The organism is Alcaligenes sp. LTN-3 (assembly GCF_059735605.1).
The window spans coordinates 446,325-458,460 of sequence record NZ_JCAPDN010000002.1 but is presented as its reverse complement, the minus strand read 5'-3'; the positions used below and the strand labels follow the sequence as shown (position 1 = coordinate 458,460).

Genomic DNA, 12,136 nt, shown 5'->3' with positions numbered 1-12,136 from the left:
ACTCAAGCTTATTGATCTAGGCCAATCCTGACCCGAGTTGCCATTTTTGCTAATATGCCGCCATAGCACTTTCTTCACGTGATTGATCATGAATACTTCAATTAATCTGGTTCCCCAGCCGCTAAGCCCAGAGGCGTTTGAGCCTTATGGCTGGATGTTAGGGAAAGGCTTGGCTACTGCACCTGCGACGGCTGCTTTCAGCAATGCCGCCACAGACTTTTGGCACGAACATGCGTTTGACACAGGTCAAAACAAGCAGACCGAAGTGTTATGGGTGAATTACCGTATTCAGGATCCCACCATCACAACCCTGGAAAATCACCTGCTAACGCAACAGGCACTGATCCCGCTGACTGGCGAAGTGATCCATATCGTGGCCGAAAGCACAGCCGAAGGCCGCCCGGATTTATCCACCCTGCAAGCCTTCCGCATTGCTCAAGGGCAAGGTGTGTGCATGCGGCCCGGTTGCTGGCACAGCAGCCGTGTTGCCCAGGGTGAAGTGACCTGTTTGATGTTGACACGCATGTCAACCACAGTCGATCTGGTCGCCCATTTGAACGAGGGCAAACCGGCTGTAGAAAGCGAGCTGCGCCCTCTGGAGCAAAGTGTGCTGGTGTCGCTATAAGGTGCCTGCAGTAGCGCATCACAATCGCTCTGTCCGACACCTACTTTAAAACGTCGATGCCGCGCCGTATTTCAGCGCCAGCTCAATAAAGGCGCGCATGGCAGCGGACTGGTAAGCGCCCTTGCGCTGCATCAAAATAGCCCGCCGTTGTGGCGGGGCCGGTTCCAGACTCACCGCCACCAAATACTCGCTATTGCTGGCAATCGCAGCAGGCAGCAAGGTCGCCAGACCCGTGCGCCGCACCACCTCGATCACGGCATTGAGCGAGTTCGACTCCATCGATACCTTCAAGTCCAGATCATGTTGTCGGCAATAACGTTCGATCTGTTCACGTGTGGCAAATTCCGGCGTTAGCAACACCAAGGACTCACGCGTCAAGGTGTCTCTATCAATGCTGCGTCGCTCGGCCAAAGGGTGGGTACGACTCATGACCAACGCCAAGGTCTCCACCAATAATGGCTGGAACTCCACCGCAGTTGACGTGGGCTTTTCAAAAGCAATACCAATATCCAACTCGTCCTCGACCAGTTGCGTTTCCACGCGCTCCTGCAACATTTCCTGCACCACCAGGCGCACATTGGGATAGCGCCGGTAAAAGGCCTCCACCAAAGGACCAATCAGGTAAGAAGTAAACGTCGGTGCCACCGCCACACGCAAGGAGCCTCGACTCAAGTCACTGACATCATGCAAGGCCCGCCGCCCTTCTTCCAGATCCTGCAAGGCTTGGCGGGCATAACGCAGATAGACCTCACCCGCATCCGTTAAACGCACCAGCCGCCCAGTACGATCAAACAGTTGCACGCCCAGATGTTCCTCCAACTGACGCACCTGTTGTGACAAGGCCGGCTGAGACACGTGCAAGGCACGCGCAGCGCGGGTAAAGCTTTGATACTGGGCAACCGCCAGAAAGTAATTAAGATGGCGCAAAAGCATACAGGACCTTTCTATAAGTAAACCCAATGGAAAGCATCAGAATTCGGTATTTTACCTTATGACCGTGAAGCGTTAATCTTCTATCCAAGCCGAACTACAAGGACAAGGATGAAAGACATTATCGACGGTTTCCTGAAATTCCAACGGGAAGCCTATCCCAAGCGCGCCAAGCTCTTCAAAAATCTGGCCACACAACAAAACCCCCGCGCTTTGTTTATCTCTTGCTCCGATAGCCGTCTGGTCCCAGAGCTGGTGACACAACGTGAACCCGGTGATCTGTTCGTGATTCGTAACGCTGGCAACATCGTTCCCTCCTACGGCCCGGAACCCGGTGGGGTGACCGCCTCGGTAGAATACGCCGTGTCCGCCCTGCGCGTGTCCGATATCGTGATCTGTGGTCACTCGGACTGTGGCGCCATGACCGCGATTGCTTCCTGTCAGTGCCTGGACCACATGCCTGCCGTGGAGCACTGGCTGCGTTATGCCGACTCGGCACGTCTGGTCAATGAAGCCCGCACCCACGCCAACGAGCAGGAACGTATTGCTTCCATGGTGCGTGAAAACGTGGTGGCCCAACTGGCCAATATCCAGACCCACCCTTCGGTGCGTCTGGCCATGTCCGAAGGCCGCTTGACCTTGCATGGCTGGGTCTACGACATTGAGTCGGGCACCATCGACGCCTATGACGGTGGCAGCATGAAGTTTGTGTCCTTGGCAGACAACCCGGATGTATGTGTTGCGCCCTTAAGACGCGGCTAAGCCCTCCCAGATTTGAATAGAAAACGCCATGCTTTTGCATGGCGTTTTTAATTGCTCCTTGCCAGCCTTTTAGCCAAGCGCAGCACACTATGGCTACATGTTGATCAGCCCAACAAGGAGTCCAAGGACTGATTCAGCATTTCCAAAGGAGTCCCAACCGCAGGTAGCGGCGTCACTTCTCGACCATCCACAAACAATAAGGTCGGATAGGATTGCACGCCCAAGGCTCGCGCCAACGCGAAGTCCGCCAAGGCTTGCTCCCGACCTGAACCGTCAGTTAAATGGCGTCGAACCATCTCCACATCCAGACCACCGACAGCGGCAATCCCCAGGCAGACCTCCTGATCCGACAAGCTGCGTCCGTTCACGTAGAAGGCCTGCTGTAACTCGTGTACCCAATGAATGGCCCGCTCCGAGTCTTGCGCACGCAGCACAGCCAAGGCAGTTGCCGCATCCAGAGAGTCCATAACCGTAGTCCCTTCCTCTGCCAAAGCTTGATAAGCAGCCCCAAACCTCGCCCCTGTCATTTGCGTGATGCGCTTGTTGGACTCGGAAATGTAAGGGTAGCGGGACATGGGAGCAGCCCGATCACCCACGAACAAGCCCCCTGAAACAGCGGTAAACGGTATCCGGTGCTTGTTGGCCACCTCGAACTCGACCATGCGTTCGGCAAAACCCCAGCACCAACCGCAATACACATCCTGCACATACACAATCGAGCGGGCGGGTAAATTGAACGTGTTCATGGCATTCCTTCAAAATGGTGTGGCTTCCCGGAATGGGAGAGAAAAGGCACTCCTGATCCTGGCCTCCAGACATGAAACGACGCAGAGGATGAAAAGCCGAGAACTCCACTTTATTGAATAAACGTCAGGAAATAAACTTCGTTTCCTGCTGGGTGGCCGTCTCGCGCGGCTCGTTATTTCAAGCGATCTACAGCAACAAAGCCCCCACCGCGCTGAGACCGATAAGACAAGATCTCCAAACCGTAAGACAAGCCCAGGCTTCTGAACCCAAACCAGCTCCTGTGATGAGATGACACGACTTTCAATGCTCTCTTGAGAGCCCGGCCGGCTTTACCTTCCCGGCAAAATCCTTTTATAGTGTGGCTTCGACTCATTTCCCCTGAGGTATTCGTCCAATGCGCCACTAATGCCGCCGTCCCCTAGACGGCCAGTCTCCACCCACCCCCATCACGCAGGGGGAGTTCTTGGCATTAATGAAAGCATCTCGTATGACGAATCCTTATCTGACGCTGGAAGGCGTCTCCTATACCTTGCCGCAAGGCAAGACTCTGTTTTCCCAACTGAACGAAACCTTCGACTCGCGGCGCACAGGCCTGGTCGGACGCAATGGCGTGGGCAAAACCATTCTGGCTCAAATCCTGGCTGGGCAACTCCAACCCAGCAGCGGCCGTTGCCTGCGATCGGGAAAAGTCCATTATCTGGCGCAGCAAGTGGCGTCCGTCAGTGGCTTGCGCGTCGCTGATCTGGCGGGCGTAGGCCCAACCCTGGACGCACTGGCCCGGATTGAAGCTGGCAGTAGTGCCGTGGAAGACTTCAATCTGATCGAGAACCGTTGGGATATTCGACAACAACTCCAGGAAGCGCTGGCGCGCAATGGCTTAGGGCATCTCAATGCCGAGACACCTGCCGAAACGTTAAGCGGCGGCCAGGCTATGCGAGTATCGCTGATCAATGCCTTGCTGTCTCAGGCCGATTTCCTGATTCTGGATGAACCCAGCAACCACCTGGATCGCAACAACCGGCTTGCCTTGATCGAGCAATTACGACACTGGCCCCACGGCCTGCTGCTCATCAGCCATGACCGCCAACTGCTGGACACAATGGAGCGCATTGTGGAGCTATCTTCCCTGGGGCTGCGTAGCTATGGCGGCAATTACAGCCACTACGCCGAACAGAAAGCCCTGGAACAGCAAAGCGCCATGAACCAACTGGAGCACCGCAAGCTGGAACGTCAGCGCGCGCAAAGCACCATGCAAGAGCAACGCCAACGGCAAGAGCGTAGACAGGCACGCGGGAATCAACAAGGCAAGCAAGCCAATCAGGCCAAAATCCTGCTGGACAGGCAAAAGGGCCGCAGTGAAGCCACCACCGGCAAACTGCACCAGCAACACGTGACGGCTCAAAAGCAGTTAGCACAACGCATACAGGAAGCCGCCGAATTGATTGAGCAGGACAGCACCATCAATCTGCACGCCCTACCCTTGATGCCGCTGACCCGTCAGCGCGTTGTGGAACTGGATGAGGTGAAACTCCCCTATGTCCCGGCCGACCAAACCCCAGTCACGCTGCTACTAAACGGCCAGCAACGGGTAGGTGTCATAGGCCCGAACGGCTGCGGGAAATCCACGCTGCTCAAGGTCATTGCAGGCCAAGTGGAACCGCTTGCTGGACACTGCAAAGTCGTGCCACAACATGTTTATCTGGATCAGGGCTTGGCCGATCTGGATCCACAGCAAACCGTGCTGGAACAGATACAGGCCGTCAACCGCAAAAGCAGCGAGGGTGACTTACGCATGCGTCTGGCACAACTGGGACTGGATGCCCAAAAAACCATCGGCCCCAGCGGTGCCTTGAGCGGTGGCGAGCGGCTAAAAGCCGCTCTGGCCTGCGTGCTGTACGCTGATCCCCCACCACAACTGCTGCTTCTGGATGAACCTAGCAACCACCTGGACCTGCCGTCCACCTTGGCCCTGGAAACCATGTTGAACAGCTACCAGGGCACGCTGATGGTGGTTTCGCACGACGATGCCTTCATGAACAATCTTGGGCTGACGAAGCGTCTGGAATTTAGTGAGGAAGGTTGGAGCTTGCGGCCTTGGTAGCAAGCACAAACACCAGTGACTCGCCCCCGTTATCTATCATTAACTAGCCACCTGTCTCGTTCAAGTCAGAGACAAAATGAAGTACTGGTGAACTTACGCCATCCGACCAAGATCTCACCGCCTGAAAAAACTCAACCCTTATGCACTGGCCTCACACAGACACACCGACCATTTCGCAAGACAAGCAATAAATTGACCACCCTGCCTGTATAAAGTCTGAGCTGAATTCTCTCCAGGCTACCTTGTCTATATGACCCCAAAAGAAAAGAAGCATACGTACAAGGTGCGACATCCGTACTTTAATTCGCCAATTAAACGTGCTTATGGCACGACCAAAATGTACGGATAGATCAAGATCTATCTGGATTACTCAAACGTAAACTCTTCCAACACGCAAACGTCATTCTCCATACTAGTCACAACATCACCATCAGAAAACGTACCCATAAAATCGTACTCACAGGCGCCCGTGCCATCATCAACATTCACGATCATGGATTGACCAGACCTCAATGGCTGGCCTGCAATAATATTTTCTTCCCAATCCCCAACCTTCGAACGCGAAGCGTGGAACTCCACCAAGGTAACACCCGACTTGTTAACGAGTTTTACGCGCCGGTCCGCTGCCGAAGCTGTCGTAGGCAACACGCTACCACCCAACACAACAACAGAAAGCAAAAATGAGCTGACTTTAAACATAGTAGATCCGTAATTGAATATAAATAGACCATCAAATGGGAACGCTGAGTCATAGAACCACCTCACGACCCAGCAATTTAGTTAATGTCCAGATATTACGGTGCTGACATTTTTTGCCATATCCCTGAAACCCGGTAATTTGCAATCCCCACTGCAAGATTTCAGCTTTGCTCATGTCCAAAGCGTATTAATACTCTTAGAATGCCAGGACACTAAGAGATGTGGATTCCACCCTCCCCCTTCTACAGCCACCACTCCGATTTCAGGCATGAGCGATTCTTTATTCCTTCCCGTTGATATTGCCCTGCCGGTCCCTGTCCTGGTCGTCGAGGATGAGCCGTTGCTGCAGCGGCGTTTACAAGACATTTTGCTGCAACTCGGCTACCCACAAGACGCCTTACTATTTGCGGGTTCATTGGCACAAGCCAGGGACTGCCTAGATATGGGCCCTGTCGCTCTAGCCCTAGTCGACTTGATGCTGCCCGATGGCAACGGACTAAGCCTGATAGAAGCGATGCGCAAAGATGACCCAGGACTGGGGATACTGGTTATCTCGGCCTGGAGCACGGAAGAATCCATCTTGAGCGCGTTGCGTGCAGGGGCTACCGGTTATGTTTTGAAGGAACGGGATGATATTGAGGTAGCTATGTCAATACGCAGTGTGCTGCGGGGTGGTGCCCCGATCGATCCATTTATTGCGCGACGCATCCTCGAGCTATTGCCAACCCTCCCTACCACCATCAGCGCCCCCCAAGAAGAGCGACTGAGTGACCGTGAACGACAAATACTACTTCTGGTGGCTGATGGCCTGACCAATAGGGAAATAGCCGAACGGTTGTTTCTATCGCACCATACGGTAGAAAGCCACGTCAAACGGATTTATCGCAAATTGGCAGTTTCCTCACGAACGCTGGCCATCAAGACTGCACGGGCACGTGGGGTCATTCCATGAGCCTGCGCGCTGGAGCGCACTTACTGTATTTATTGCTAATCACACTGAGCCTCTGGGGTAAGCCCGCCTTAGGAAATCCAAATTGCATCCCCAACAACCTCTTAATCAGCGCGGCTCCTGAAACCAATAAGCTCGCAGTCAAACCAGATACCGGGTGGACGACTATTACCCTGCCTGATCTGTGGACAACACGCTGGCCAAGGCATGAAGGAGCTGTCTGGTATCAACTCACCTGGGCTACAAATTGCCCTTTTGAGGAACTACTCCGCACCCCCATTGGCGTAAGTGTGGACGGCATCAGCATGGCCGGAGAAATTTACATTAACTCCACCTTACTCTGGCGAGATAGATCACTTACCGAACCTCTATCCATGAGTTGGAATATGCCCCGCTGGTGGACACTGCCTGCCCCTGCCTTACTGGCCGGAGAAAACACCATCTGGATACGTACTTCCGGCCCCGCCACCTTGTCACCAGGCTTGGGGAGAGTCAAGATCGGTTTGGCCACCGATATTCAACAAACGCACACTCAAAGTGTCTGGCGTCAACGCTTGATTTACTACATCACCCTGGGCCTATCCAGTGCACTGGGCTGCGTGTTCTTTGCTGTCTGGTGCTTGCGCCGTAGCGAACGGGCCTACGGCTGGTACGCTGTCATGTCCTTATGTTGGGTAGTCTATCTGTCTACTATTCTGGCTCTGTCTCCTTGGCCATTTAACTCAACACTCTGGTACTCCCGCGCCAACAATATCAGCTTTCAACTTTATGTATTGAGCTTTTGCTTGTTCACATGGCGCTTCACCGGACAAACACTGCCACGCATAGAACGCATCCTCTGGTTATGTAACGCCTTGGGTATACTGATCTCGCTTTTCGCCCCCCGTCCGCTAGTTGAACTGGTTTGGCTAACGTCTGCCCTGATCTTTCTAGCTACGTGTGTGCACTGCCAAATCATCGCCTGGCGCAACCCACAGCCTCAGCACCTGTTATTGGCCGCATGTTGGCTCATTTTCCTTATCGTCGGCATTCATGACTTAATACGTCTGTTGGGAGGCTGGCAAGCCCATCAAATGTGGGGGGCCATAGCGGGTCTCATGGCCACTTTAGTCATGGCATCCCTGCTAGGAGCACGTCTAGTTCTATACATGCAACGTATTGAATCGTTCAATACTGAACTGGAGCAAGGTATCGCCCTTGCTCGCCAGAGTCTGAAAGACGTTTTGGAGCGAGAACATGCGCAGGCCATCCGACACGCCACACTCCGTGAACGCCTGGACATCGTGCATGATCTGCACGACGGCCTAGGTGGTAGTCTGGTGCGCAGTATGGCCTTTGTTGAACAGTCGTCCGTAGCACTGTCTAACGAACGTATGCTCTCTTTGCTAAAAACCTTGCGGGACGACTTGCGTCAGGTCATTGACCACGGCTCCAGCGCTGGGGCCAATGCTCCGACCTCCCCCATTCAATGGGCTGCTCCGTTACGCCATCGCTTCACGCGATTATTCGAGCAATTGAATATTCAGTCCACTTGGCAACTGGATCAACATTGGAAAACACAGCCTAGCACCCTGATATGTCTGGCCCTGACTCGTTTGATCGAAGAAGCGTTGGCCAACGTTATTAAACACAGCGCCGCCCGATCAGTCACTATTGTCTGCTCTCAAGCCGACACAGACTCACTACATATACGTATTCAGGATGATGGCATTGGATTTAACGTGGACTCCGTACTCAATGCCGGACTCAGTGTAGGCATGCGGAGCATGGCTGCTCGCGCTCAGCGTCTGGGGGGAAGTTTCAATATTGAATCAAACTCACAGGGAACCCTGGTTTTCCTCAGTATCAATCTAAACACACCTACAAGCTGAAGCGGGGGCTCTTGAACACCAATACCCCCACTCCAGCCTTACTCTATTGCCTCGGCACAGGTCAGACGTTGAACAAGAAGTTCTGCACGCCGCCATCTTTGACGCCTGCGGTGAAGTAGGTTTGCAGACCCAGCAGGCTGTAGGCGGCGCGGATAACACTGGAGACGACTACCCTGGTAGCGATGAAAAAACATGGGTGACTCGTCCCCGTCATCTTGACTGCGAACACTGAGGGCGGTGGATCCGAGGGCCGAATTCAGCAGCAATTGCCCACTGACAACAAGGTCTTGAAGCTATTGTGCTTAGCGAATTGAAATATCACGATCAAACTCACTGCCTCTATGCGAGAAACCTGACGCTTTCCAAAGCATCAAAGCCGCGTGATTTTTGACGCACCCTTACAAAGCCTGCTTAAGGCTCCCAAGTAGTTCCCGCGCCAAACGTTCTGCTTCCTCTCCCCTTGTGTCACAGCGATCCGCCACCTGACCGACATAAGCCAGACGCGCATACTCCAAAGTCTAGGCTGACTCCGTAGACAGCTTCTCGTACAAGGACTCTGCGCCTACTGGCAAACCCCAAAGCTCCTAACGCGTCGCTGAATAGGAAACCGGACGCATCGGCCCTTTATAAAGCCCAAAGGCCAGACCCGCAATAATGGCGCTGATAGACAGGGCCTCCACAAAGCTAACCTGCTCGCCCAGTATCAGCATGGAACTACCCAGCCCAAACACCGGGATCAACAAAGACAAAGGCGCCACCGTGGAAACCGGGTACAGCTTGAGCAAGGAATTCCAGCCCCAGTAAGAAAAATGCGTTGCCAGATAGACCTGAAACAGAATCGACATCACCGACATCAGGTTGATCGCCTCTGGCAAGGTGGTGAAAGGCTCGGCCCCATGCAGCCAGTACGAGACGATAAATAGCGGGATAGGCGGGAACAAGCTGGCCCACACCATGAACGAGAAAATCTCCTTCACACCAGAGAGCTTGATGATCACATTCCCGATACTCCAGGACACGGCACTGAGCACGACCAGCACCAGCCCAAAGGTGGCATCCCCACCACCTTGCGACAAGAGGATCCCCACCAGCCCCACAAACGCGATCACGGCTCCCAGCAACTGCGTGGCTCGCAAGCGCTCCTTGAACAGCAAGGCGCCCCAGCCCATGGTAAAGAAGGCGCTAAGCTGAATCAGCAGCGAGGCCACGCCCGGATGGACACCCACCTCAATGCCATAGTTGATAATCCCCCACATGCCCAGACCAAAGATAAAGCCATAAATGACGACATAGCGGAATGGAATATTCGGCTTGGGGATAAAGAACACCAACGGCAAAGCCGCCAAGGTAAAGCGTATCCCCGTCAGCAGAAAAGGCTCCATGGATAGCAGCCCTAGCTTGGTGATCGGGAAATTCACTCCCCAAACCAGCGTGACCAAAATGGCAAGAATCAGGTGTTTTTTTTGCATGTCCGACAGCTCCAGACAAGACCGGGGGTTCGAATCCCCCGGCCTGCTTCACTAGTTGATTGAAAACCGCTTCTGCATCAAGCAAAGCCCCGCGATTTCCATCAACAAGTGATCGGCAGACAAGCGCTGCTCGCTGGAAAGCGAGGGGATTTTCTTCAGGAAATTTCTGACTCGACCGGCATCAAAAAAGGGCACACGATTCAAAAGATCGCTATGCAAGGTGTCGCTGACAAATTGATGTAGTCGGGACTGAGGCGCCAAGCTAGCTGGCGGCGCACGAAAGTACTGCTTTTTGCGCCCGTAGATTTCAGCAGGCAGATAAGGCCGCATTGCTTCACGCAACGCGTACTTCTCCGTCTTGCCGCGCACCTTCATGGGTACAGCCAGGCTGCACGCATATTCCACGACTCGGTGATCGAGCAAGGGCGGCCGCCCTTCCAGGCTGCCTGCCATCTCCATACGGTCACCTAGCGAAGTCAGCACCAGATTGGGCAGACTGGATTTGGCGACCATATACAAGGCGCGATTCACGGGCGACCAAGCCGCAAAGGAATGCGGTTTAAGGCGGTTGTAGAACTGACCGTAAGGATCGCGATACGCGTTTCTGTCCATAAAGCCGGTGCTGTACAGACTAGCCAAAGGATCAAAAATCCCTGCCTGTCCGTCCAGCCAGGAAACCTTGTGCCCCAACTCGCGGTTCACCCAGGCAGTTCCCACTTCCTGGCTGTCCAGATAACGGCTGGAACCAGCACCCATCTGCTGCAAGAGCTCGGAGACCACGGCCTGATCCTGCCCCTGGTTGTCGTACAAGACCATGTCCCGACGGCTATAGGGATAACCGGCAAAGACCTCGTCGGCCCCTTCCCCCGTAATCACCGCCCGCATGCCATTGTTTTGCACGAATTTGCACAGCAAGTACTTGCCTACGCTGTGTGCATTGGTGAACGGCACTTCAGCATGCCAGAGAGCATGTTCATAATTGTCTGCAAGGTCGTTGGAGCTGACGCTAAGTACATTCATGTGCGCCTGATTATGCTGGGCGGCAATCTCGGCAAAATGGCGCTCGTCATAGCCCTCTTCCCCTTCAAAGGAAAGGTGGAACGCCTGCAACTGCTGACCTTGCAATTGAGTACACATGCCCAGCATGGCCGAAGAATCCAGACCACCACTCAGACACACCCCGATGGGTACATCCGCATGCAGACGCAGCTTGACGGACTCCTCAATCACCGCGCGCAAACCTTCAATTTGCTCTTGCTCAGAGCGGGCTTCCATGGCCTTGGCAGAATCCGGGAAACTCCAATCCCAATAGCTCTCGGTCTGGACTCCGCTTTGATCCACAATCAGCCAGGAGCCTGGTCGCACGCTACGGATTTTCTGAAACACCGTACGATCGCGCAAAATGAAGTAGCGATTCGCGTACGAGTCCTCATCCCACTGGGCAGGAACGCCGGCTGCCAGCAAGGCCTTGATCTCGGACCCAAAGTACCAGCGACCATTGTGCTCGGCGTAGTACAAGGGTTTGACACCGATCCGGTCCCGAATCGCAATCAGTTGACGACGTGCGCGATCATACAAAAGAATCGAGAACTCGCCACGCAGCTCTTTAAGAGCGCGCACGCCATGACGCCGGTACAAATGCAGCGCAATTTCACTGTCCGAAGACGTCTTGAAGCGGCAGCCGCTCTCTTCCAGCTCTTTGCGAATGCGCTTGTAGTCATAAAACTCACCATTCACCATCAGGACCAGGTCGCCCTCGTCTGCAACGATAGGCTGGGTACCATTTCCCAACCCCACCAAGCCAAGTCGTACATAACCAAAACCCACTTGCCCCATGGGATCAAACCAGGTGCTGGAACTATCTGGCCCGCGATGATGGATTTCACGCAGTGCCTGATCAAACATATTTCTAGGCAAGTCCGTAGGGACTGCAGAGAACATCCCGACATAACCACACATACAGATCTCCCTTACTGCTCATTT

General features: G+C 54.0%; 11 protein-coding genes. 5 read left to right on the top strand and 6 right to left on the bottom strand.

All coding sequences use genetic code 11. The features are described 5' to 3' along the window. Positions 1-88: 88 nt before the first annotated feature. Positions 89-625 (top strand): ureidoglycolate lyase, encoded by a 537-nt coding sequence (locus tag AC6I6N_RS10430; RefSeq protein ID WP_497943492.1) that lies wholly within the window; start codon positions 89-91, stop codon positions 623-625. A gap of 45 nt (positions 626-670) precedes the next feature. On the opposite strand, the gene cynR is transcribed toward AC6I6N_RS10430, so the two are convergent. Then, positions 671-1,558 carry a transcriptional regulator CynR gene (gene cynR, locus AC6I6N_RS10425; protein ID WP_094195624.1) on the bottom strand — a complete coding sequence of 296 codons (888 nt, stop codon included), beginning with the start codon at positions 1,556-1,558 and terminating at the stop codon, positions 671-673. 108 nt (positions 1,559-1,666) lie between these two features. On the opposite strand from cynR, the gene AC6I6N_RS10420 reads away from it, so the two are divergent. Continuing rightward, on the top strand, positions 1,667-2,317 hold the full coding sequence (locus AC6I6N_RS10420; protein ID WP_094195623.1) for a carbonic anhydrase: 651 nt from the start codon (positions 1,667-1,669) through the stop codon (positions 2,315-2,317). Between the two features lie 104 nt (positions 2,318-2,421). Here AC6I6N_RS10420 and AC6I6N_RS10415 read toward each other — a convergent pair whose 3' ends face one another. Continuing rightward, positions 2,422-3,063: a DsbA family protein gene (locus AC6I6N_RS10415; protein ID WP_497943491.1), complete on the bottom strand. Its 642-nt coding sequence runs from the start codon at positions 3,061-3,063 to the stop codon at positions 2,422-2,424. 488 nt (positions 3,064-3,551) lie between these two features. Between AC6I6N_RS10415 and AC6I6N_RS10410 the strand changes: the two genes are divergently transcribed. Then, entirely contained in the window at positions 3,552-5,165 is a 1,614-nt protein-coding gene (locus AC6I6N_RS10410) for an ABC-F family ATP-binding cassette domain-containing protein (protein WP_094195621.1), read from the top strand. Positions 5,166-5,531: 366 nt separating this feature from the next. Here AC6I6N_RS10410 and AC6I6N_RS10405 read toward each other — a convergent pair whose 3' ends face one another. Then, positions 5,532-5,864: a hypothetical protein gene (locus AC6I6N_RS10405; protein WP_108728107.1), complete on the bottom strand. Its 333-nt coding sequence runs from the start codon at positions 5,862-5,864 to the stop codon at positions 5,532-5,534. A 268-nt stretch (positions 5,865-6,132) separates the two neighbouring features. Here AC6I6N_RS10405 and AC6I6N_RS10400 point away from each other — a divergent pair, with 268 nt between their 5' ends. After that, positions 6,133-6,816: a LuxR C-terminal-related transcriptional regulator gene (locus AC6I6N_RS10400; protein WP_108728108.1), complete on the top strand. Its 684-nt coding sequence runs from the start codon at positions 6,133-6,135 to the stop codon at positions 6,814-6,816. Between the two features lie 371 nt (positions 6,817-7,187). Continuing rightward, entirely contained in the window at positions 7,188-8,684 is a 1,497-nt protein-coding gene (locus AC6I6N_RS10395; protein ID WP_230019012.1) for a sensor histidine kinase, read from the top strand. Between the two features lie 61 nt (positions 8,685-8,745). Here the strand turns inward: AC6I6N_RS10395 and AC6I6N_RS10390 are convergent, their stop codons facing one another. From AC6I6N_RS10390 to asnB, 3 genes are all read right to left on the bottom strand, one after another. Next, entirely contained in the window at positions 8,746-8,898 is a 153-nt protein-coding gene (locus AC6I6N_RS10390) for a hypothetical protein (protein WP_162988100.1), read from the bottom strand. A 370-nt stretch (positions 8,899-9,268) separates the two neighbouring features. Then, positions 9,269-10,153, bottom strand: a complete 885-nt coding sequence (locus AC6I6N_RS10385; protein ID WP_125277086.1) for an EamA family transporter — start codon at positions 10,151-10,153, stop codon at positions 9,269-9,271. A 51-nt stretch (positions 10,154-10,204) separates the two neighbouring features. Continuing rightward, positions 10,205-12,112, bottom strand: coding sequence for an asparagine synthase (glutamine-hydrolyzing) (gene asnB, locus AC6I6N_RS10380; protein WP_264672426.1), 1,908 nt, complete (start codon positions 12,110-12,112; stop codon positions 10,205-10,207). Positions 12,113-12,136: the final 24 nt, after the last annotated feature.

What these genes read in the sequence shown, in the direction of transcription:
- asnB (WP_264672426.1), bottom strand. Translation starts at nt 12,112, where the DNA reads ATGTGTGGTTATGTCGGGATGTTCTCTGCAGTCCCTACGGACTTGCCT.
- cynR (WP_094195624.1), bottom strand. Translation starts at nt 1,558, where the DNA reads ATGCTTTTGCGCCATCTTAATTACTTTCTGGCGGTTGCCCAGTATCAA.
- AC6I6N_RS10405 (WP_108728107.1), bottom strand. Translation starts at nt 5,864, where the DNA reads ATGTTTAAAGTCAGCTCATTTTTGCTTTCTGTTGTTGTGTTGGGTGGT.
- AC6I6N_RS10395 (WP_230019012.1), top strand. Translation starts at nt 7,188, where the DNA reads ATGAGTTGGAATATGCCCCGCTGGTGGACACTGCCTGCCCCTGCCTTA.
- AC6I6N_RS10430 (WP_497943492.1), top strand. Translation starts at nt 89, where the DNA reads ATGAATACTTCAATTAATCTGGTTCCCCAGCCGCTAAGCCCAGAGGCG.
- AC6I6N_RS10390 (WP_162988100.1), bottom strand. Translation starts at nt 8,898, where the DNA reads ATGACGGGGACGAGTCACCCATGTTTTTTCATCGCTACCAGGGTAGTC.
- AC6I6N_RS10400 (WP_108728108.1), top strand. Translation starts at nt 6,133, where the DNA reads ATGAGCGATTCTTTATTCCTTCCCGTTGATATTGCCCTGCCGGTCCCT.
- AC6I6N_RS10385 (WP_125277086.1), bottom strand. Translation starts at nt 10,153, where the DNA reads ATGCAAAAAAAACACCTGATTCTTGCCATTTTGGTCACGCTGGTTTGG.
- AC6I6N_RS10410 (WP_094195621.1), top strand. Translation starts at nt 3,552, where the DNA reads ATGACGAATCCTTATCTGACGCTGGAAGGCGTCTCCTATACCTTGCCG.
- AC6I6N_RS10415 (WP_497943491.1), bottom strand. Translation starts at nt 3,063, where the DNA reads ATGAACACGTTCAATTTACCCGCCCGCTCGATTGTGTATGTGCAGGAT.
- AC6I6N_RS10420 (WP_094195623.1), top strand. Translation starts at nt 1,667, where the DNA reads ATGAAAGACATTATCGACGGTTTCCTGAAATTCCAACGGGAAGCCTAT.